The following is a 21,944-nucleotide window of genomic DNA, read 5'->3' on the forward strand; positions in this document are numbered from 1 at the left end:
CTCCGGGTCGGCGCCGCGCCCGGTGTGACCGTGCTCGCATCCGGTGGGTGAGGGACCTCGCCTCCGGGGCGCCGAGCGCTCCGGAGGACACCGGGGGCGCCGGGGACGCCGGGCGGGAGCCCGGGGCCGTGGAGCGGGCCGGAGTCCTCGGTCCGGGCGGCCCGCGACCGACGCCCGCGAGGCGCGGCGTGACGGACCTCTCTTTCGCGGAGAGGAACAAAACCGGCCACCGACTCCCCGTGGCGGCCTGGCGTTCACTTTCCATTCGCGTGGCCGACGCCCCGGGGTGCCAGCCTCGCCCTCCTGGGGAACCCCGCAGGAACGGCTGGGAGGGCACGGGCATGGAGAGCGGACCCGCGATCTTCGCCGGGACGGCGTTCGCGCTGTTCGGCGCCGGACTGCTGCTGTGGACCGGGGTGCGGCTCCGGCAGGGGGAACCGGTGGCCGTCGGCGTCCGCCGCCCCGCCGTCTCCGCCGCGCTCGCGACGGCTCTCGGGGCCCTGTCACTGTTCCTCGGGATCTGGTGCCTCGGCCGGATCTGATCGGGGCCGGCTTCCTGCCGGAAACGGACCGACCGGTGTGCTCTTCTGGTGCCGGGCGGCAAGACTGATGCTTGTCGGGTTACCGTTCGAGTGGCGTTGCGGACTTTTACCGTTTGACACGGGGGCGGGATGTACCGTCACACTCCGCACCGTCAGCAGTGCCGCCCGTACGACCAGTGACATCAGTGCAAGCCGAGCGAGCACGACGAGCCCGCGAACGCTCGCCGCGCTCCCCGAGCGCCGATCCGGAGAGAAGAGCCAAGTTGTCCCCGACCAGCGAGACCGCGCAGGGCGGTCGCCGACTCGTCATCGTCGAGTCGCCTGCCAAGGCGAAGACGATCAAGGGCTACCTCGGCCCCGGCTACACGGTCGAGGCCAGCGTCGGGCACATCCGTGACCTTCCCAACGGCGCCGCGGAGGTCCCCGAGAAGTACACCGGTGAGGTCCGCCGCCTCGGCGTGGACGTCGAGCACGACTTCCAGCCCATCTATGTCGTCAACGCCGACAAGAGGGCGCAGGTCAGGAAGCTCAAGGAGCTGCTGGCGGAGTCCGACGAACTCTTCCTCGCCACCGATGAGGACCGGGAGGGAGAGGCCATCGCCTGGCACCTCCAGGAGGTCCTCAAGCCCAAGATCCCCGTCCACCGGATGGTCTTCCACGAGATCACCAAGGACGCGATCCGCGAGGCCGTGAGCAATCCGCGCGAGCTCAACCAGAAGCTCGTCGACGCCCAGGAGACCCGCCGCATCCTCGACCGCCTCTACGGCTACGAGGTGTCCCCGGTGCTGTGGAAGAAGGTCATGCCGCGGCTGTCCGCCGGCCGTGTGCAGTCCGTGGCCACCCGGCTCGTCGTGGAGCGGGAACGCGAGCGCATCGCCTTCCGCTCCGCCGAGTACTGGGACCTGACCGGCACCTTCGGCACCGGTCGCGCCGGTGACGCCGGCGACCCGTCGTCGCTGGTGGCGCGCCTGACCACGGTCGACGGGCGGCGTGTCGCGCAGGGCCGTGACTTCGACTCGGTCGGGCAGCTCAAGAGCCCGAGCGTCCTGCACCTCGACGAGGTGGCCGCCCGCGCCCTGGCAGCGGCGCTCGCCGGTGCCTCCTTCTCGGTGCGCTCCGTCGAGTCCAAGCCGTACCGCCGCTCGCCCTACGCGCCTTTCCGTACGACGACCCTCCAGCAGGAGGCGAGCCGGAAGCTGGGCTTCGGCGCCAAGGCGACGATGCAGATCGCGCAGAAGCTGTACGAGAACGGCTTCATCACCTATATGCGTACGGACTCCACCACGCTCTCGGACACCGCGATCAGCGCGGCCCGCCGGCAGGTGACGCAGCTGTACGGCGCCGACTACCTGCCGGACAAGCCGCGCACGTACGCCGGGAAGGTGAAGAACGCCCAGGAGGCGCACGAGGCGATCCGTCCGTCGGGCGACCGCTTCCGCACCCCCGCGGAGACCGGACTGACCGGCGACCAGTTCAGGCTGTACGAGCTGATCTGGAAGCGGACCGTCGCCTCTCAGATGAAGGACGCGGTCGGCAACTCCGTCACCGTGAAGATCGGCGGCCGGGCCTCGGACGGGCGTGACGCCGAGTTCAGCGCCTCGGGCAAGACGATCACCTTCCACGGCTTCATGAAGGCCTACGTCGAGGGCGCGGACGACCCGAACGCCGAGCTCGACGACCGCGAGCGCCGGCTGCCGCAGGTCTCCGAGGGCGACCCGCTGACCGCCGACGAGATCACCGTCGACGGCCACGCCACCAAGCCTCCGGCCCGCTACACCGAGGCATCGCTGGTCAAGGAGCTGGAGGAGCGCGAGATCGGCCGCCCGTCGACGTACGCGTCGATCATCGGCACGATCCTCGACCGCGGGTACGTCTTCAAGAAGGGCACCGCGCTGGTGCCGTCCTTCCTGAGCTTCGCCGTGGTCAACCTGCTGGAGAAGCACTTCGGCCGGCTCGTCGACTACGACTTCACCGCGCGGATGGAGGACGACCTCGACCGCATCGCCCGCGGTGAGGCCCGCGCCGTGCCGTGGCTGAAGCGGTTCTACTTCGGCGAGGGGGACGCCTCGGGCGCGGCCTCCGAGGCCGGCAACGGCGACGGCGACCACCTCGGCGGTCTGAAGGAACTGGTCACCGACCTCGGCGCGATCGACGCCAGGGAGATCTCATCCTTCCCGGTCGGCAACGGGATCGTGCTGCGCGTCGGCCGCTTCGGGCCGTACATCGAGCGCGGCGAGAAGGACTCCGAGGGCCACCAGCGCGCCGACGTGCCCGAGGACCTCGCGCCGGACGAGCTGTCGGTCGAGCACGCGGAGGAGCTGCTGGCCAAGCCCAGCGGGGACTACGAGCTCGGCACGGACCCGGCGACCGGACACCAGATCGTCGCCAAGGACGGCCGCTACGGTCCCTATGTCACGGAGATCCTCCCCGAGGGCACGCCGAAGACCGGCAAGAACGCGGTCAAGCCGCGCACCGCGTCGCTGTTCAAGTCGATGTCGCTGGACACGGTGACCCTCGAGGACGCCCTGAAGCTGATGTCCCTGCCCAGGGTCGTCGGCAAGGACCCCGAGGGCGTCGAGATCACCGCGCAGAACGGCCGCTACGGCCCGTACCTCAAGAAGGGCACGGACTCGCGCTCCCTGGAGTCCGAGGAGCAGCTGTTCACCATCACGCTGGACGAGGCCCTCGCGGTCTACGCCCAGCCCAAGGCGAGGGGTCGTGCAGCCGCCAAGCCTCCGCTGAAGGAGCTCGGCACGGACCCGGTCAGCCAGCGGCCCGTGGTCGTCAAGGACGGCCGCTTCGGCCCGTACGTCACGGACGGCGAGACGAACGCGACGCTGCGGACCGGTGACAGCGTCGAGGAGATCACGCCGGAGCGGGGCTACGAGCTGCTCGCGGAGAAGCGGGCGAAGGGGCCTGCCAAGAAGACGGCCAAGAAGGCCGCCGCGAAGAAGACGACCGCGGCGAAGAAGGCCCCGGCCAAGAAGACGGCGGCGAAGAAGACCGTGGCGAAGAAGACGACGACGGCGAAGAAGACCGCCTCGGCGGCCAAGAAGACGGTGGCGAAGAAGTCGGCGGCGACCGCCGAGGACTGAGTGCCGCGTGCGGCGGCGCGGCCGGGTCCCGGTGCGACAAGAACGGCCGCGCTCGGACCGCGCTCGCGCGGTCCGCTGAACCGACGACCCGCTGAACCGACGACAGGACGGCCGTCTCCGCGAGAGTGTGGGGCCGGCCGTTCGTTTTCGGCGGGGCTGGGAATGCGTTGTCGTGTACCAGCCACCAGCCACCAGCCGCTGGCCACCAATCACCAGCGAACAGCCGGCGGTCGGCGGCAGCCACCAGTCAGGAGCCGGCAGTCGGCCGGTCCGCCGGTGTGCGGCCGACCGGACCAGACCAGTAGATCGTCACTAGATCATCCGTTCATCCGTTCGTTCGTCCGGAGTTGTCCACAGGGAGTCGACGGTGCTTCGACGCCTCCGGATAGGCTGGGCGGATGACGCGATCCGAGCAGCCGACGGACGTGAACCCCGTGCCGAACCCCGTGTCCGAGCCCCTAGCCACCGAGTCCCGTGAGCGAGCCGTGCGCGCCCTGCTGCGCGTGCCCTCCCTGCGGCGCCTGTGGAGTGCCCAACTGGTCGGGGGCGTCGCCGACGCCCTCGCCCTGCTGGTGCTGGTCCTGCTGACGTTGCAGGCCGCCGTGGCCCAGGACTCGTTCGGGGGTGGTTACCGAGGGGCGGCCTTCGCCGTCGCCACCGTGTTCGGGGCACGCATTCTGGCCACCGTCCTCTTCGGGGCGGTGCTGCTGGGACCGCTGACCTCGCTCACCGCGGCCGGAGGTCCCCTCGATCGCCGCTGGACGATGATCGGAGCGGACGGCCTGCGGCTCGTGCTGCTGATCGTCGCGCCGCTCTGGATCGACTGGACCCCGGACAAGGCCCCGGCCTTCCTGCTCGGCACCGTCTTCGTGACCGCCGCAGCCGAGCGGTTCTGGACCGTCTGCCGGGAGGGCGCGGCACCCGCGCTGCTGCCGGGACCGCCGCCCGAGGGAGCCGCGGTCCGCCCGCTCCCGGACCACCTCGACGCACTGCGCCGTCTGTCCCTGCGGACCGGATTCGTCACGCTTCCCCTTGCCGCCGCGGTCCTGGTCGTCGTCAGCCTGGCCGGCAACCTGCTCGGCACCGTCGTCGAGTGGTTCCACCTGCACCAGGCAGCGCCGGCCTCCTACGTCGCCGCCGGGCTGTTCTCCGCGTCCGTCTCCGTGCTGTGGTTCCTGGAACTGCCCGACGCCCAGACCCCCAGGGCCCGCTCCCCGCTCGAGGGACTGCGCCGCCCCAGGACCGGCACCGGCGCGGACAAGGGACGCACGGGCGCGGTGGGGCTGCTCGTCACCGCCTGCGCCGCCGTCGCGGGCGCCGTCGCCTCCGCGGTCGCCGTCTCCGTGCTGCACGCCGCCGACCTCGACGGCGGACCGGTCACCTTCGGCCTGCTCGTGCTGGCGCTGCTCGGCGGAGTCGTGCTGGGCATCAGGACCGCCCCAGGGGTGCTGCCCCAGCTGTCCCGGCGCCGGCTGCTCGCCATGGCCGTCGCGCTGACCGGGCTCGCGCTGCTCGCCATGGGCCTCGTGCCCGACACGGCGACTGTGCTGTTCGTCGCCCTGTTCGCCGGGTACGCGGCGGGAGTCGCCGCCAACACCGGCCACGTCCTCCTCGACCAGGAGGTCGAGGAGTTCCGCAGGGCGCGTATGACGGAGCACCTTCAGGCCGTGGTGCGGCTCTCGCTCGCCCTGGCCGCGGTCCTCGCCCCGGTCGTGGCGGCCGCGATCGGCCGGCACCGGCTCGCCGGCGGCGACTTCGTCTTCGCGCACGGCGGCGCCGCCTTCACCCTGATGCTGGTCGGCGCGCTGCTGCTGCCCGTGGCCGCGCTGCTGCTCGCCAGGACCGACGACCGCTCCGGCGTTCCGCTCCGCCGGGACCTCCGGGAGGCGCTGCGCGGCGGCGACCCCGAGCAGCGGCTGCTCGGCCCCGGCTTCTTCATCGCCCTGGAGGGCGGCGACGGCGCCGGCAAGTCGACCCAGGTCGAGGCGCTCGCCGAGTGGATCCGCGCCAAGGGCCACGAGGTCGTCGTCACCCGGGAGCCGGGAGCGACCCCGGTCGGCAAGCGGCTCCGATCGATCCTGCTGGACGTGTCGAGCGCCGGGCTCTCCCACCGCGCCGAGGCCCTGCTGTACGCCGCCGACCGGGCCGAGCACGTCGACACGGTGGTGCGGCCCGCGCTGGAGCGCGGCGCCGTCGTCATCTCCGACCGCTACATCGACTCGTCGGTCGCCTACCAGGGCGCCGGGCGCGACCTCGCCCCGACGGAGATCGCCCGCATCTCGCGCTGGGCCACGGACGGACTCGTCCCGCATCTGACCGTGCTCCTGGACGTCTCGCCGGAAACCGCGAGGGAACGATTCACGGAGGCCCCCGACCGGCTCGAGTCCGAGCCGCCCGAGTTCCACGCCCGGGTCCGCGCCGGGTTCCTGACCCTGGCGGCCGCCGACCCCGGGCGCTACCTGGTGGTGGACGCCGGGCAGGAGCCCGAGGCCGTGACCACCGTCGTACGCCACCGGCTGGACCAGATGCTGCCGCTGTCCGAGGCGGAGGTGCGCGCGCAGGAGGAGGCGCGCAGGAAGGCCGAGGAGGAGGCCCGGCGCAAGGCCGAGGAAGAGGCGCGCAGGAAGGCCGAGGAAGAGCGCCTGGAGCGGGAGCGCGAGGAACAGCTCGCCCGGCTCCGCGCCGAGGAAGAGGCGCGCAAGCAGCGCGAGATCGAGGAGGCGCAGCGCCGCGAGGCCGAACGCCAGGCGGAGGAGGCACGCCGGCGCGCCGAGGAGGCCAGGCGGCTCGCGGAGGAGGAGCGCCTGCGCCGGGAGGCCGAGGAGAGGGCGCTCGCGGAGGAGCGGGAGCGGGGGCGCAGGCAGGCCGAGGAGGAGGCCCGGCTGCGCGCCGAGGCCGAGGAGCGCCGCCGGGAGAAGCAGCGCAAGGCGGAAGAGGCCCTGCGGAAGGCGGAGGAGGCCCGTAAGCGCGCGGAGGCCGCGGCGTCGGCCGCCGCTTCCGTGGCGTCCGCCGGCCAGGCGGCCTCCGCCGTGGCGGAGACCGTGCCGACGCCGGTCGTCGACCCGTCGGAGAAGCCCGCTGCGGGTGCCGGGGCGGATGCCGGTGCGGGCGCGGCGGAGGAGACGACGGTGCTGCGGCCCGTGCGGGACGAGCCCGCCGGCGCGGTGGACGAGACCGCCGTGTTGCCGCCGGTACGGACCGGGCCCGGCGCATCCGGGCCCGTCGGCGCCGCCGACGAGACGGCGGTCCTGCCGCCGGTGCGCCCGGGTGCCGCGGACGAGACCGCCGTACTGCCGAAGGCGACGGGGCCGGAGGCGGTGGGCCCCGCGGACGAGACGGCGGTCCTGCCGCCCGTCCGGCCCGCGCGGGACGAGCCGCGGAACGCGTCCCCGGACGACCCGTCCGGCCGGGTTCCGCGCGGCTTCTTCCGAGAGGAGACCGAACGGACACGCGAACTCCCGCAGGTCGACCCCGGAACCCCTGGCGCACCCGGTGCTTCCGCCGCTCCCGACGATCCCCGTGAGCCGGGGCGCGGCAGGCGGCCACGCCCCGACTGGGCCGAGGAGACACCGCTGGACGACCTGCCGACGCTGGCCGACGAACTGCTCGGCCCGTACGACGAGGACGACCGGGGACGCGGCGGGCGCCGCCGCTGAGGACCCGGACCCGCGCGGGCCCGTGCGGACCCGTGCGGGCCGGGTGGTCCGGGTGGTCCGGCCGGTCCGCGGCCGGCCCGGCAGTCTGCCCCGGCCCGAATTGACGGCCGACCGCTGACGGCCGACCCGCGCCGGCAGCCGGACCGCGCTGTCGGTGCCGTGCACCACAATGGAGACCGGTGAGGAAAGGCGGGTGCGGGCATGAGCGTGTGGGACGACCTGGTCGGGCAGGACCGGGTGACCGAGCAGCTTCGGGCAGCTGCCCGGGACGCCGACGCGCTGGTGACCGGTGACGCTTCCGGTGCCCCTCCCGCGGGCGGGTCGGCGTCGGGCATGACCCACGCCTGGCTGTTCACGGGCCCGCCCGGGGCCGGACGTGACACGGCGGCCCGCGCCTTCGCGGCCGCCCTGCAGTGCGTGAGTCCGGACCGTGCCCTGGGCGGCGCCCCGGGCTGCGGGTTCTGCGAGGGCTGCCACACAGCGCTGATCGGGACGCACGCCGATGTCCAGGTGATTCGTACGGACCTGCTGTCCATCGGCGTCAAGGAGACCCGCGACCTCGTCAGACGCGCCCAGCTGTCCCCGGCGACCCGCCGCTGGCAGGTGATCGTCCTGGAGGACGCCGACCGGCTCACCGAGGGCGCGGGCAATGTGCTGCTCAAGGCCGTGGAGGAGCCCGCGCCCCGCACCGTGTGGCTGCTGTGCGCACCCTCCGTGGAGGACGTGCTGCCGACGATCCGCTCGCGTTGCCGCCACCTCTCCCTGCGCACGCCGCCCGTCGATGCCGTCGCCGACCTGCTGGCGCGGCGCGACGGCATCGAGCCCGAGCTGGCGGCGTCGGTGGCCAGGGCCACGCAGGGCCACATAGACCGGGCCCGCCGGCTGGCGACCGACGAGCGGGCCCGCGCCCGCCGCGCCGCCGTCCTGAGGATGCCGCTGCGCGTCGACGACATCGGCGGATGCCTCAAGGCGGCCCAGGAGCTGATCGACGCCTCCGCGGAGGACGCCAAGCAGGTCGCGGACGAGGTCGACGGCAAGGAGACCGACGAGCTCAAGGCCGCGCTCGGCGCCTCCGCCAACGGGCGGATGCCGCGCGGCACGGCCGGGGTCATGAAGGAGCTGGAGGACCGGCAGAAGCGCCGCAAGACCCGCACCCAGCGCGACAGCCTCGATCTGGCCCTCGTCGACCTCACCGGCTTCTACCGCGATGTGCTCGCGCTGCAGTTCGGCACCGGCACCGCGCTGGCGAATGTCGACGTGAGGGACGCCCTGGAGCGGGTGGCCCGGAGCTCCACGCCGGAGCGCACCCTGCGCCGCATCGAGGCGGTCATCGCCTGCAGGGAGGCACTGGACCGCAATGTGGCCCCGCTGCTCGCGGTCGAGGCGATGGCGGTCGCGCTCCGCGCAGGCTGAGCCCCCGGAGGGCGGGAGCCCCGCCCGGGACGGGCTCGGAAAGGTCCCAGTGCGGGCCCACGACAGGCTCACCACAGGTCCGGCACGGGGCCGGAACCGGGGGCCGGAAGCGGGGCACGGCGCTCTCACCCGTATGAGAATGCCGCGAGCGGTGCATATCGGCCCAAGTCGTGGTTAGGCTCCCGGAATGGACCTCAGGCGCCTTCCCCTGACCCGCACCGTCGTCGCCGCGCTCGCCTCGGCACTCCTGATCTCCGGCTGTACAAGCGGGAGTTCCTCGTCCCCGGACACGTCCAGGACACCCGGCGGTGACGGTCCCGCGCCCGCCGGCGCCGCCTCGCTGGACCGGTACTACGAGCAGAAGCCGAGCTGGCGCGAGTGCGGCGTGTCCGGCTTCCAGTGCGCGACGCTGAAAGTCCCGCTGGACTACGACGACCCCGAACCGGCGAAGGACGTCAAGCTGGCCGTCTCCCGGGTGAAGGCCACCGGCCCGGGCAAGCGTCTCGGATCGCTGCTGATCAACCCGGGCGGGCCGGGCGGCTCGGCCGTCCAGTACCTCCAGGCGTACGCCGGTGTCGGCTACCCGGCACCCGTCCGCTCCCGTTACGACATGGTGGGAGTGGACCCGCGAGGCGTGGCCCGCAGCGAGCCCGTGAAGTGTCTGACGGGCAAGGAGATGGACGCGTACACGCAGACCGACCAGACGCCCGACGACCAGCGGGAGAAGACCGAGCTCGCCAAGGCGATGAAGGACTTCGCGAAGGGCTGCTCGGCCCGCTCGCGGGAGATCCTGCCCCATGTCTCCACGGCCGAGTCGGCCCGGGACATGGACATCGTGCGCGCGGTGCTCGGCGACGAGAAGCTGAACTACGTCGGGGCCTCGTACGGCACCTTCCTCGGCGCGACGTACGCCGAGCTGTTCCCCGACCGGGTCGGCCGGCTCGTCCTCGACGGGGCGATGGACCCCTCCCTCCCCGCCGTCGAGCTGAACCGCGACCAGACCGCGGGCTTCGAGACCGCCTTCCGCTCCTTCGCCGAGGACTGCGTCGAACGGAGCGACTGCCCGCTCGGCACGGGGAGCCCCGCAGAAGCGGGCGAACGCCTCAACGCGCTCTTCGACGACCTCGACGCCGACCCCATCCCCACCGGCGAAAGCCGAGAACTCGGCGAGTCCCTGGCCACGACCGGGGTCATCGCCGCCATGTACGACGAGTCGGCCTGGCCGCAGCTGCGCGAGGCCATCGCGAGCGCGACGAAGGGTGACGGTGCGGGGCTGCTCTCCCTCGCGGACACCTACTACGAGCGCGATCCCGACGGCTCCTACTCCAACCTGATGTACGCCAACGCCGCCGTGAACTGCCTCGACCTCCCACCGTCGTATCCGCGCGGCCCCGCCGACGTGGACAAGGCGCTGCCGTCGTTCGGCAAGGCCTCCCCGGTCTTCGGCGAGAGCCTGGCCTGGGCCTCCCTCAACTGCACGTACTGGCCGGTCGAGGCGACGGGCACCGCACACCGCATCACCGCCGAGGGGGCCGCCCCCATCGTCGTCGTCGGCACCACCCGTGACCCCGCGACGCCCTACAAGTGGGCCGAGGACCTCGCCGCCCAGCTCGACTCCGGCACGCTGCTGACCTACGACGGCGACGGCCACACGGCCTACGGCCGCGGCAGCGACTGCGTCGACACCGCGATCAACACCTACCTCATCGAGGGCACACCCCCGGCCGACGGAAAGAAGTGCTGACCCGCACACGTTCCGTAACGCCCCGGCGGCCGCCCGACGCTCTGCCGGGGCCCCTCGGACGGTGGTTCGGGGCACCCCTCATAACTGTGTAGACTTGGGTCCGCTGCTCAGCCACCATGTGACGGGCAGCTTGCCGCCTTAGCTCAGTTGGCCAGAGCAACGCACTCGTAATGCGTAGGTCTCGGGTTCGAATCCCGAAGGCGGCTCCGGCAAAGGCCAGGTCACATAGCCCGTGACCTGGCCTTTTGTGTTGCTCCGGGCATGACGCGTGCCACGGCCGGGGTCCCGTGAGATAGCTTGCGTGAGCGATGCGTGAGCGGAGCGGGCCGCTGCCCTACTTCTTGGGCTTTTCCGCTTGGCCCTCTTGGCGGCCTTGTGGGCCTCCTCCGCCTTGGTCTTGCGCTGGAGGGGCTGGCTTGGCGGCGCTCGTTTCTAGGATTCGAATCCCGAAGGCCGCTCGGACGAGGCCCAGGTCAGACCTGGTCTTACCTGGACTTTTTATTTTCTCTTTGCGTCGGCCCGTTCGCTCCGAGCTCAGGCATCTACGCACGGGCGCTGCCCGAGCGAGCCTGGTGTACCGGCACCTGCAACGGTGGCCATCTTGCCTCACCCGCTGCTCATGGTCGTGATCTCCCGTGGCGCCCTTCGCCGGCCCGTAGCGGTGCTCGACAGGTTGTCCCGTACCGGCGGGGTCTCGGCCTCTTATATATATGTTCCGGCTCTCATGCCCCATGAGGACGCCTACATTAATAACTCCCTTGTGGCGTGGGTTGGTTGTGGTGACAGTGGTTGTCATCCGCCACGCCTCTCTTCCATCGGAGCATTGATGCGCCTCATTCACTGCCTGTCCCTCAGGGGGCGTTCGTGTTGTAACTCGCCCAGGTCGGCCCGGTGGCTCCGGGCAGCCGTGTTCCACGGAGGGCGAGGGTGAGCGTCGGGGGTGTGGGTATCCCACGGCTGCAGGACCTCGCGTACATCGAGGTGGCTATCGGAAACGTCGCGCGGAAAGCGACCTTCGAGCAGGTGCGTCGTGCCCTCGTCGACCGATCTGCTGCGGTGGCACGTGAGGGGGACACCGACGGCTCGTATTCAGCCCGCAAGTGGGAGCTGGCGCGGTCGGACACGAGGAAGCACGTCCACAACACCGTCGACGTCCTCAAGGAGCTCATGCGCCTCGGATGGGTCGAGAAACACATCCTCCCTTCCGGTCCCAACTCCGCATATGTGCACGCCGATTCAGTGTTCACTCTCACCCCAGCGGGGGAGAGATGGGCGGCGCTTGTCGCCACCGATCGTCGCGCCGCGTACAACGCGCTCACTGGCGTACTTCTCTCCACGCATCCGCAGTTCGAGGGCTTTCTGCGTCTCCTGGGCGCCCGACCCGGCGGCAACGCCACTCACTTGACCATCCCCCTCTTGAGGTTCAGCGCGTCGGAGTACCGGACCAACGCGACGTACCTCGACGAGTTTGTTGCGTTCGCTACCGAGGCGGCGGCTCACGGCACACTCGGCTGGACCGCGGAGCCCGAGGCCATCAGCGAGAGCGTCCGCGGCTACGTTCGCCGCTTCGAGGAGCGGGCCCACGCCCGGCAGAAGGAGATCAGCCGGAAGCAGTTCGCCACCACGTGCGAGGAAGCCATGGCACGGTTCGTGTTCAGCGCGGCTGGTTGCCCTTTGGATTACATCAGCCTCGAACTGCTACGCAGGTGGACGCGGTTTCTGGGGTTGGCCAACTTCAGCTACTACGCACCGGGTCCTTCAGCGATGAGGCTCTGGTCCACCGCCGTGGTGACGGGTAGCGGCGATGCCGTCGCGATCAGCCGACGAGTCGGCAAGGAGGTACGTCGGGCCGCCCTTGACGCAGTCTGGGCGGTCTGGCGTGAGCAACGGGCCGACGCGGCCGGCGGCATGTATCTGCCTGTCTGGCAGCTGCGTGCCGCTGTCTGTTGGAAGCAGCGGATCAGTGATGACGAGTTCGATCTGGCCCTGCGGGAGGCCCTGGCAGGCGAGCACCCCGGCCTTGGTTTGAGTATTCACCTCGATCAGGCGTCGCTGAGGGCTGCGCCTGCCTCGACCAAGCCCTTGATCATTCCTACCGCGAGTGGGCTCCGACGTGTGTTCAACGTGATCAGCGTTGCACTGGAACCCACTGTTCACACCACCCCAACCACCGAGGAGACCTGACACGATGACCGCTTCAACCCGTAGCGCGGGCCCCGTCTGGCTGAAAAGGCAATGGGGACTGCGTAACAACCCCTTTCCGACCACGGGCATTGCCCGGTTGGGCGGTGCCGACGTGCGCGAGAACGGACTCCTCTACGAGCCGGATGTCAACGCGGACAAATTCGAAGAGGCAGTGGAGAAGTTTGTGCTCGGGGCAGCCTTCTCCGGTCTGCGGTTCGGCTACCTGTGGTCGACGGGCACTGGCCCAGGGGACTCCGACGCCCGCGGGTTCGGCAAGTCCGTGCTCATGCAGCACCTCACAGGGAGTCTCAACGAGGACTTCGGCCGTGCCGCATATCTGAGCTGCGGCCTTGATGAGGACGATGCCTCCGAGGAGCCGATCTGCGGGCTGCTGACGAGTTTCGACACCGCCCAGATCCGGTCCTTGAGTGCCGCCCTGTTCACCGCCGTTGAGTACGCGACGGACTTTCGTGCCGCTGACACGAGCCTCACCCTTGTTCAGCGCCTGCGCGAGGCACTTGTCGCACGGACCGCGACTGATGATCCGCAAAGCCTGGCCAAGATCGTGGTCGAGCAGCACCGGGATCTGCGAGGCCGCACATTGGGGCCTCCCGACGACAAGCTCATCCTGGCTCTGTGCGACGCGGACCCGACCGTTGCCCAGGACTACCTGGACAAGGTCAAGCCTGCTTCCCGGACCCGGAACGGCGCTGTGTACCTCGCGACATTCCTTCTCTTCGCGGCAGCAGCAGGGATGAAGCACGTCCTGCTCTGTTGCGACCAGCTGGAGGACCTTGCGAGCACCACTACGGCGAAGGCCAAACGTGATCTCGAAACCGAACGGTTCCGCGACATCATCCTCGAAACGCTGCCCATGGCCGACATGCTCGGCGTCGTCGTGACCATGCATCCCCGAGCAGCGCTAACCATCGGCACGGCCTGGGAACTCGCGGACCTGCCGACGTTCGAGATCTCGGAGGCCAACAAGCACCGGATTGTGGTGCTGCCGGCTCTTCGCGACCTGGACTCAGCCGTCAAGCTCCTGTCCAAGTATCTCGCTGCTGCTCGCAAGAAAGACGATCGGCCGAGTGGGGACATGTACCCGTTCACGCCGGGGGCGGTAGAGGCGTTGTTCAAGCGATCGAATCGCAAGCCGCGCGATGTACTACGCAAGGCGCACGGCCTGATTGAGGCCGCGTCGGGTGACAACCTGGTGACCATCGACGAGCAGGCTGTCGCGCGTTACCTGGACGCGGTCGGGCCCGACACGGAAGAGGACATCGGCCCCGTCGTGGCGAGTCCGGTGACCACGTCCCTGGACTGGAGCGCAGGGTGATTTCCTTAGCTTCGTATGCCGGAGCGTCGAAATGACGGCCGATGCCTGCCGTCTTTGCGGCGCTCCCCTGTCGCCGTGGGAATATAGGCGTTGCGGCTGTGGGGGGCCACGCTGGGTGAGCCATGCGGAGGTCATGTACGCGATTGCTTGTTCGGTCCGATCACCCCTGCATGTACGTGACTTCGTTCGCCTGGCCCACCGCGATTACGGACACAAAATCGGTGGCCCCAGTGCCAATGCGGTGCTTTCGCCTGACCGGCGTTTCTGTTGGGCCGGGCAAGGGACATACTCCTTGTACCGCCACGGCCCCTTGCCCGGCCCTCGGAATCTGGAAGCGGCGAGTCGGCTGGTTCTGCTTGCGGCCCACGAGCCCTTGACAGTAGACGCACTGGACTACTGCCTGAAGCAACTCGGATATCGGTACAACGTGGCTTCTCTGAAGAACGCGATCAGAAACTCCAAGTGGATCACGTGGCAGCAGGATGGCCGGTGGGCGCATTCGCTGGGAGAAGCCGCCGAGGCCGTGCTGCGACGTGAGGTTCCCGTTGTTCCAGATAGCCGTCACGCCGCGTGGGCAGCCATGCGAGATGTGCTGACCAGGGATGTGCGAGGATTCATAGCCCAGCGAGCGGAGCGGCTTCGCAACCTCGGCAGTCCTCACCGATTTGGTCTCAATTGGGACGAGGAACCAGGAGCGATGATGCTGCCGATGTGATGCCGAGGTCTCGGGCTCTAATCCCGAAGGCGGCTCCGGAAGAGGCCAGGTCACATAGCCCGTGACCTGGCCTTTTGTGTTGCTCGAGGCATGGCGCGTCACGCGGTCGTGGTGCCGCGAGATGGCTTGCGTGAGCGGAGTGGTCCGGTGCCCTACTTCTTGGGCTTCTTCCGCTTGCCCTTCCTCTTGGCCCTGGCCTCGGCTTTCGCCTTGTCCTTGGCCTTCTTGGCGGCCTTGCGGGCCTCCTCCGCCTCGGCCTTCCGCTGAAGCGGAACCAGCTTGGCGGTGGCCTCGGCCGCGTTCTTGCCGACCTGCGGCAGGACGCTCTGGTAAATGTCCCTCGTGATGCGGGTGTCGCTGTGCCCGAGGGTGTCCGACACGATCTTCACGTCGATGTCGGCGGCGAGCATGAGCGTGGCCGCCCCATGCCGGAGGTCGTGCAGCCGGATCGGCGGGAGCCCGGAGGCGGCGACGAGGCGCTCGAAGAGGTCGGTCACCTTGCCGGGATGGAGCCAGGAGCCGTCTTCCTGGGTGAAGACCATGCCGGTCTCGGCCCAGGCTGATCCCCACTCCTCGCGGTCCGCGTCCTGCTGTTCGCGGTGCCGCTTCAGGACGGTGACGGTGTCGTCGTCGAGCGCGACCACGCGGAAGCCGCTGTCCGTCTTGGGCTCGGAGGTCTCGACCTCCCATCCGTCCTGGACGAGCTGGGCGGAGACGGTCAGGGAGTGGTCATCGAGGTTGGTCTCCGACCATGGCTGCGCGCATGCCTCGCCCCGTCGCAGGCCGCGGAAGGCGATCAGGTGCCACATCGCGTACAGCCTGTCCGCCGCGACGAAGTCGAGGAACGCGCCGGTCTGTTCGGGCGTCCAGACCATCACGGGCGAGGGTTTCTCGCCGGTCTGCTCCCACTTGGCGACCCGTGCGTCGGTCCACACCAGGGCCTTCGGCTTGCGCACGGGACCGAGCTCGACGTGCGCCGCCGGGTTGAAGGTGAGGATCTGCTGGCCGATCGCGTCGTTCAGCGCAGACCGCAGCGTGGCCTTGATACGTAGCCGGGTGGCCGGACCGGTGACACGCCGGAACGGGGGCATGGCATCGATCGCCGTCTTCATCACCTTGCGGCGAGCACGGTTGTCCGTGCCCTTCCACGGCACGGTGGCCAACTCCTTGACCGCGGCCCGGCGCTGGGCGTTCTGCTCCAGGATCTCGGCATTGGCGTCGGCGATGGCCGTGAACATGCCGCTGAGATGGCTCACGCGTAGGCGGTCGAGACGATGGTGGCCGATCCGAGGCTTCAAGTGGAACCGGATATCGGTCTCGTAGCGGCTGAGTCCCGACTTGCGGATGCGCTTGCCGTCGAGCCATCGATCGAGCCACTCGCTGACGGTCAGGCGGCCGATCAGGTCCTGACCGGACTTCAGGCGCCGCCGGGTCTCCTCGACATCGGGCAGCGGCGACTTCTCGCCGCCGACCTCCTCCAGCATGGCGGCGATCAGTGCCATGCCTTCGGGGTCGTCGGTGTCGGCAAGGCCGAGCAGCGCGCGTATGTGGTCGAGGTCGGCCTGGGCCGCCTTGAGGGAGTCGTAGCCGGCGCGGCTGAAGGAGCGGCGGGTGCCGTCTTCGCGGGGCGGGAGTTCCTGGCGTATGGAGTACGAGCCGTGCTTGCGGTTGGAGAGCTTGGGGCACTTCTTGCCGAGCGGTTTGCCCGTGTGGGGGTCGCGGCAGTAGCAGCGGCGGTGGGTGGAACCCTTCAAAGATCGTTCTCCTCATCGGTGCTGCCGACGTGCGGGTCGACGTCGGCGAGTTCTGGTGGCAGGGCTGGTGGTGTGCCGCCGTCTTCGCGGATGAAGGCGCGGGCGCTGCGGAGCCGGTACTTGGCTTCCAACACCCTTTCGACGTAGTCGGCTTGGGCGAGTACGGCTTCCTCGCGTTCGGCCTGGTTGGGTGCCGTCTCGGCCTTCCAGCGCTCGTGCTTCTCGCCCTTCAGGGCGGCCAGGGCGGCGCGCTGGTGGCGGACGTGGGCCCGGAAGTTGCGGAGCATGTCGTCTTCCATGCCGAAGTCCTCGCTGTCGCCGGTGAACCAGCGCATGGCGTCCCAGGTCGGTTCGGAGTCCTGCAGGGGAAGGCGCTGGACTCGGTCGGCGTAGCCGACGGGGTAGAGCAGGCAGATCGGGTAGGTGTGCAGGGCTTCGGCGAGGACGAGGACGTCGACCAGGGGCAGGTTGGCGCGGCGGCCGGACTCCATGTTGGCGATCACGTTGCGCGGGATCGGATGGCCGATCTCCTCGCAGCGGTCGGCCAAATCCTGGGCGCTCATGCGCAGCTCCTTCCTTCGTCTGCGGACCTCGGCGGCCACCGTGGCCATCACCTGATCCACCCACTCCGGGACGTTGTCCTCGTCATCTCCAGGATCAAAACGGTGTTGTGTCATGGAGACACATTAGCTTCCCGATGATGGTTGGTGATCGCCTGGAGCCGGACGTGATGCCGCGTTCGCCGAGGGCTCACTCATGAACGGAGCACTGGATGCGCAACAACGAGACCGCCGAGCAGTCCAAGGGCATGACGCGAGAAGAGCTGCTGGCCCTGCCCGTCGCCGTTGACCTGGACACTGGTAACCGTGCGCTGGGGCTGGGGCGGAGTAAGGGCTACGAGCTGGCCAAGCGCGGCCAGTACCCCTGCAAGGTCCTGCGCCTGGGCAAGGCGTACCGCGTCGTGACCGCCGACCTGTTGAACCTGCTCGGCCTGGCCGCATGACCAGCCGTGCCCATAGCAGGTGCTTCTGCGCTGAGCTGACACAGAAACGCTGGACTGTGGCCGGACGTGGACGTACTGTCCGTGTTCCCTCGCCCCGGCCAAGGAAGCGAGAAAGCCCCCGGCGGGCCAACGCCGGAGGCTCAGCACACTCCACTGCCCGCATTCCAACGAACGACCTGCGTGAGTCGGGCCTGCATGCCCGACGTCACCGGATAAGGAGCTGCCCTGTGCAACCTACGACACCCGAGCCGCATTCTGCACCCGGCAGGGCGGTATGGCCGACGGTCGCCGTACCCGGCCGACCCGACCCCGCGCCCGAAGCCACCCCGGCGGCCGATGAGCGGGAGACGGATACGGTTCCGGCGGATCAGCCTGCCGAGGCAGCGGTGCCGGACCGAGAGCCGACGTACGGCTCCGAGCTGCTGAACGAACTGCGGGCCCAGGTAGCCCAGTTCGTGATCCTGCCCTCCCAGCAGGCGCTGGACGCGGTCACGTTGTGGGTGGCGGCGACGCACCTGCAGCCCGCGTGGCAGCATGCTCCGCGCCTGGCGGTGGTCGGGCCGGCGAAGCGGTGCGGCAAGTCACGGCTGCTGGACGTGCTGACCGAGACGGTCCACGAGCCGATGCTCACCATCAACACCACCCCGGCGGCGGTCTTCCGCTCCATCACCGACGAACCGCCCACCCTGCTGGTGGACGAGGCAGACACCATCTTCGGCACCCCGAAGCAGGCGGAGAAGAACGAGGAGATGCGCGGCCTGCTCAACGCCGGCCACCAGCGCAACCGCTACGTCACCCGGGTCGTCGGCAACGACCACACCCCGCACCGGTTCGCCACCTTCGCCATGGCTGCCCTGGCCGGGATCGGTGACCTGCCTGACACGATCATGGACCGGTCCGTGGTGGTCCGGATGCGCCGTCGCGCGGAGGGGGAGCACGTCAAGCCCTTCCGCTCCCGACGCGACATCCCAGGACTCCATGATCTGCGGGACCGTATCGCCGCCTGGGCCCGGCCGCTGCTGGACGAGGCAGCGGATCTGGAGCCGGACATGCCGGTGGAGGACCGGGCCGCCGACACCTGGGAGCCCTTGATCATCATCGCCGACCTGGCCGCCGGGCCCTGGCCCCGCCGTGCCCGCGAGGCGTGTGCGGGGATGGTGGCTGCGGAGGTCGAGGCGGAGGAGGACCAGCCCGGCGAGGCCCGGATCCTGGCCGACATCCGCAGGGTCTTCGTCGCCCAGCGCGAGGTCGACAGCCTCTCCACGGACGAGTTGCTGCACCACCTGCGGCAGAACGCCGAGGGCCCGTGGGCGGAATGGGGGCGCAACGGGCTGAGCGCCCGGGAACTGGCGGCGATGCTGCGCCGGTTCGACATCAAGCCCGGCAACGTCCGCCTCGCCGACGGAACCCAGCGCAAGGGCTACATGCGCAACAAGTTCCTTGACGCCTGGCGGCGCTACTGCCCCACCGTTCACTCAGTGAACGCCGAGTCCGCCGCCCCAGCTTCGGGCTGAGCCCCTGCCTCCCCCGGTGACCGTCCCTGCCGTCCCTGCCGTGATCTCGCAGGTCACACGGCATGCGGCCGGGACGGGAACCGGGGGCAAGACGGCAACGCGATCATGACGACCGTGTTGCTCCGCGAGGACGCTGCCCTGATCCGTCTTGTGCCGTCCCGGGCGTCCTCGCCGTATCGCCGCAGGTCACAGTGCATGCGACCGGGACGGCAAGACGGATCCGATCCGTCCACGGCCACCGAACCGCAGCCCCCGCCGCCTGTGCGTGCCCCAAGACGCGCCGGCGCCGCCGGGACGGAACACCGACCCCTCTGCCGTACCGGCCCTGACCTGCGCTTGCAACGGCCAAGACGGCAAAGACGGACCACGCCACCATCGCAGGAGAACCCCGCTTGACCACCCTCTCCACACCCACCCTCCGGGACCATCGCCCTGGCGAAGGGCGGCCGATGACGACCAAGCAGGCGGCCGAGCGGTACGCGCTCATCGCAGCAGGAGTAGTCATCGTGGCGCTCACCGCTGGCGGGTTCTGGCTGTCGTACGCGCATCTCGCGGAGGTCGCCGGACAGCACGGTCTCAAGAGCTCCCCGGTCCGCCAGTGGGCCTGGCCGGCAACCCTGGACGCGTTCATCGTCGCGGGCGAACTGCTCATGCTCCGCGCGGGCCTGCGCCGGGTGACGGACGGCTGGGCCATCGCCCTCACCGCGACCGGATCGGTCGGCTCCATCGCACTCAACGTGGCCGGGGTCAGCGGCACAGGCAACGCAGCCACCGTGCCCCTCCTCGACTACGTGGTCGCCGCGGTTCCGCCGACCGCCGCGCTGCTGGCCTTCGGTGTCCTGATGCGGCAGATTCATCAACTGGTCGACCAACCTGCCAACCACTTGGACGCCGCGCCCTTCCAGTCGCCGGAACCAACGGTCACCGAGCCCGCCGAGCCACCGGCCGAGCCGGTCCGGCCCGCTGCGCCTCCGGCCGCCGGTTCCGTCCAGCCGACGGAACCACCGCCCGAGGTTTCGGAGAGCAAGCCGCGCGGTGGTCGTCCGCCCAAGGCCACGCTTGCGGAGCTCGTGGAGATCGGCCGGATCTCCCTCGCTGAGCACGGCACACTCAGCCGCTCCCTTCTCCGAAAGGCAGTCAAGGACAGGCACTTGACGATCGGCAGTCAGCGGCAGACCGAGGTGATGGAGATGCTCCGGCCCGAAATTGAGGCCGCAGCCGAGACCGGTCCGAGCAGCGGCTGACCGGAAACCCAGCGGGGTGACCGGAACCCCTTCCGGTCACCCCGGCCAGCCGACCACCGCACCGCTCGCCGCCCGCTTATCCGTACCTGTGGATGGCGTGCTGGCAACCAGCACTTCGCCAGTCCTTCCCCCAGTCCTTCCCTCCGACCCGCCTGCCCCCGCCCTTTCCGGAGAAACCGCCCGTGACGCACGACCCGCACCGCTCCGACCACACTTCCGACGAGCCGCTGCCGCTGACGAAGTCCCCTACGCTGCTGGGGCGTTTGCGGCAGGCGTTGGGACGGGGTGCCCCTGGCGGAGCCAGTAGTACCCCGAGTCCGACTCAGGGCCGGCCTTCGGGGATCTCCGCCCCAGGGGTGGCGGAGACGGCCCAGCGCCAGGGGGCGCCGGACCAGGAAGTCGGGGCCGAGGGCGTCCCCGACCTGGACGAGCTCCACGCCGTCCAGCAGCAGATCCTCCACTGCGCACCCGCCGCCGAGTTGCCTGCCGACGAGCGAGCCGTGCAAAGCGTCCAGCTGACGATCCGCCGCTTCACCGGTACCAAGCGCACCGTCCGCGTCGGCCCGCTGCGGTTCACCGGCGACGAGCACACCCAACTCCAGCAGACTGCCGCAGGGCACGGCTACAAAGGCGAATCCGGCTTCGCCGCCGACATCGTCCTCGCTTTCCTTTCCGGTCGGTTCACCGCGAACCTGCCGCTGTCCGAGGACCGGCGCCGTACCCACATGTTCCGCGCCCAGGTGCTGCGCGAGCTCAACCGCATCGGCGTCAACGTCAACCAGATCGCCCGCGCGCTGAACAGCGACCTCACCCCGCCCGACCAACGCCAGCGCCTCGAAGAGCTGCACGGCCTGCTGGAACTGATCGCCGAGGCCCTGCGCGAACCGGCAGGCCCCAGGAAGGACCAGGCCGCATGATCGCCGCCATCAAACCGGCCGGGTCCAACACCCGCGGCCTGCTCGCCTACCTCTACGGCCCCGGCCGGCACGACGAACACACCGACCCCCACATCGTCGCCGGCTTCGCCATGCTCGGCATGCCCGACCCCGGCCGCGACGAACACGCCACCCTCACCCAGCTCGCCCGCCACCTCGACGAGCCCGTTCACCTTCGCAACAGCGAGTTCGGCAAGAAGGTCACCGACCACGTCTGGCACTGCCCCGTCCGCACAGCGCCCGAGGACCGGCACCTCTCCGACGCCGAATGGGCCGACATCGCCCAGCGCATCGTCGAAGCCGCCGGCATCGCCCCCGCCGGAGACGACCTCGGCTGCCGGTGGATCGCCGTACGCCACGCCGACGACCACATCCACATCCTCGCCACCACCGTCCGCGAAGACGGCCGCCGACCCAAGCTCCACGACAGCGGCATCCGCGTCGGCGACGCCTGCCGCCAGATCGAGAAGGACCACGGCCTGCGCCAGCTCAAGAAGGGCGACCGCACAGCCGGACGCCAGCCGACCCAGACCGAGATGCACAAATCCCAGCGCCTCGGCTGGGAGCAGACCAGCCGCGACTGGCTCCAGGACCGCATCCGCGCCGCCATCCCCCACGCCGGCAGCGCCGAGGAACTCCTCGCCTACCTCCAGGCCGACGGCATCGCGGTCAAACCCCGCCGCGGACCGTCCGGAGACCTCCTCGGCTACGCCGTCGGCCGCCCCGGCGACCTCAACAAGGACGGCGAGCAGATCTTCCACCCAGGCGGGAAGATCGCCCCCGACCTCACCCTCCCCAAGCTCAAGGCC

General features: G+C 70.1%; 15 protein-coding genes and 1 tRNA gene. 14 read left to right on the plus strand and 2 right to left on the minus strand.

Going from position 1 to position 21,944, the window contains the following annotated elements; all coding sequences use genetic code 11:
• Positions 1-341 precede the first annotated feature (341 nt).
• The 9 genes from GUY61_RS14910 (at position 342) to GUY61_RS14950 (ending at position 14,685) form a co-directional block, all read left to right on the plus strand.
• Positions 342-542 (plus strand): hypothetical protein, encoded by a 201-nt coding sequence (locus tag GUY61_RS14910; RefSeq protein ID WP_166630636.1) that lies wholly within the window; start codon positions 342-344, stop codon positions 540-542.
• Positions 543-805: 263 nt separating this feature from the next.
• A complete protein-coding gene (gene topA / locus GUY61_RS14915; RefSeq protein ID WP_166630637.1) occupies positions 806-3,637 on the plus strand; it encodes a type I DNA topoisomerase in 2,832 nt (943 codons plus the stop codon).
• 398 nt (positions 3,638-4,035) lie between these two features.
• On the plus strand, positions 4,036-7,293 hold the full coding sequence (gene tmk / locus GUY61_RS14920) for a dTMP kinase (protein ID WP_166630638.1): 3,258 nt from the start codon (positions 4,036-4,038) through the stop codon (positions 7,291-7,293).
• A gap of 201 nt (positions 7,294-7,494) precedes the next feature.
• The gene (locus GUY61_RS14925; RefSeq protein ID WP_166630639.1) at positions 7,495-8,706 is read left to right on the plus strand and encodes a DNA polymerase III subunit delta'; all 1,212 of its coding nucleotides are present in this window, start codon (positions 7,495-7,497) and stop codon (positions 8,704-8,706) included.
• 187 nt (positions 8,707-8,893) lie between these two features.
• Entirely contained in the window at positions 8,894-10,450 is a 1,557-nt protein-coding gene (locus tag GUY61_RS14930; RefSeq protein ID WP_166630640.1) for an alpha/beta hydrolase, read from the plus strand.
• Positions 10,451-10,582: 132 nt separating this feature from the next.
• Positions 10,583-10,656, plus strand: a tRNA-Thr gene (locus tag GUY61_RS14935).
• Positions 10,657-11,377: 721 nt separating this feature from the next.
• Entirely contained in the window at positions 11,378-12,634 is a 1,257-nt protein-coding gene (locus GUY61_RS14940; RefSeq protein WP_166630641.1) for a hypothetical protein, read from the plus strand.
• 4 nt (positions 12,635-12,638) lie between these two features.
• Entirely contained in the window at positions 12,639-13,970 is a 1,332-nt protein-coding gene (locus GUY61_RS14945; protein WP_166630642.1) for a hypothetical protein, read from the plus strand.
• Between the two features lie 427 nt (positions 13,971-14,397).
• Positions 14,398-14,685: a hypothetical protein gene (locus GUY61_RS14950; RefSeq protein WP_166630643.1), complete on the plus strand. Its 288-nt coding sequence runs from the start codon at positions 14,398-14,400 to the stop codon at positions 14,683-14,685.
• Between the two features lie 152 nt (positions 14,686-14,837).
• Here the strand turns inward: GUY61_RS14950 and GUY61_RS14955 are convergent, their stop codons facing one another.
• The gene (locus tag GUY61_RS14955) at positions 14,838-16,439 is read right to left on the minus strand and encodes a site-specific integrase (RefSeq protein ID WP_166630644.1); all 1,602 of its coding nucleotides are present in this window, start codon (positions 16,437-16,439) and stop codon (positions 14,838-14,840) included.
• Positions 16,436-17,116, minus strand: coding sequence for a helix-turn-helix domain-containing protein (locus tag GUY61_RS14960; protein WP_166630645.1), 681 nt, complete (start codon positions 17,114-17,116; stop codon positions 16,436-16,438). The genes GUY61_RS14955 and GUY61_RS14960 overlap by 4 nt, the downstream gene beginning before the upstream one ends.
• A 95-nt stretch (positions 17,117-17,211) precedes the next feature.
• Between GUY61_RS14960 and GUY61_RS14965 the strand changes: the two genes are divergently transcribed.
• From GUY61_RS14965 to GUY61_RS14985, 5 genes are all read left to right on the plus strand, one after another.
• A complete protein-coding gene (locus GUY61_RS14965; RefSeq protein WP_166630646.1) occupies positions 17,212-17,442 on the plus strand; it encodes a hypothetical protein in 231 nt (76 codons plus the stop codon).
• 227 nt (positions 17,443-17,669) lie between these two features.
• Positions 17,670-18,956, plus strand: coding sequence for a DUF3631 domain-containing protein (locus tag GUY61_RS14970; RefSeq protein ID WP_166630647.1), 1,287 nt, complete (start codon positions 17,670-17,672; stop codon positions 18,954-18,956).
• Positions 18,957-19,405: 449 nt separating this feature from the next.
• Positions 19,406-20,200 (plus strand): DUF2637 domain-containing protein, encoded by a 795-nt coding sequence (locus GUY61_RS14975; protein WP_243766470.1) that lies wholly within the window; start codon positions 19,406-19,408, stop codon positions 20,198-20,200.
• A 356-nt stretch (positions 20,201-20,556) separates the two neighbouring features.
• Positions 20,557-21,117, plus strand: a complete 561-nt coding sequence (locus tag GUY61_RS41535; RefSeq protein WP_166630649.1) for a plasmid mobilization relaxosome protein MobC — start codon at positions 20,557-20,559, stop codon at positions 21,115-21,117.
• On the plus strand, positions 21,114-21,944 hold an 831-nt coding region (locus tag GUY61_RS14985; protein ID WP_166630650.1), incomplete at its 3' end, for a relaxase/mobilization nuclease domain-containing protein. The genes GUY61_RS41535 and GUY61_RS14985, both read left to right, overlap by 4 nt.

It is taken from the genome of Streptomyces sp. GC420, from assembly GCF_009916105.1.
Lineage (GTDB): Bacteria > Actinomycetota > Actinomycetes > Streptomycetales > Streptomycetaceae > Streptomyces.

What these genes read in the sequence shown, in the direction of transcription:
- GUY61_RS14910 (WP_166630636.1), top strand. Translation starts at nt 342, where the DNA reads ATGGAGAGCGGACCCGCGATCTTCGCCGGGACGGCGTTCGCGCTGTTC.
- tmk (WP_166630638.1), top strand. Translation starts at nt 4,036, where the DNA reads ATGACGCGATCCGAGCAGCCGACGGACGTGAACCCCGTGCCGAACCCC.
- GUY61_RS14925 (WP_166630639.1), top strand. Translation starts at nt 7,495, where the DNA reads ATGAGCGTGTGGGACGACCTGGTCGGGCAGGACCGGGTGACCGAGCAG.
- GUY61_RS14930 (WP_166630640.1), top strand. Translation starts at nt 8,894, where the DNA reads ATGGACCTCAGGCGCCTTCCCCTGACCCGCACCGTCGTCGCCGCGCTC.
- GUY61_RS14945 (WP_166630642.1), top strand. Translation starts at nt 12,639, where the DNA reads ATGACCGCTTCAACCCGTAGCGCGGGCCCCGTCTGGCTGAAAAGGCAA.
- GUY61_RS14960 (WP_166630645.1), bottom strand. Translation starts at nt 17,116, where the DNA reads ATGACACAACACCGTTTTGATCCTGGAGATGACGAGGACAACGTCCCG.
- GUY61_RS14965 (WP_166630646.1), top strand. Translation starts at nt 17,212, where the DNA reads ATGCGCAACAACGAGACCGCCGAGCAGTCCAAGGGCATGACGCGAGAA.
- GUY61_RS14975 (WP_243766470.1), top strand. Translation starts at nt 19,406, where the DNA reads ATGACGACCAAGCAGGCGGCCGAGCGGTACGCGCTCATCGCAGCAGGA.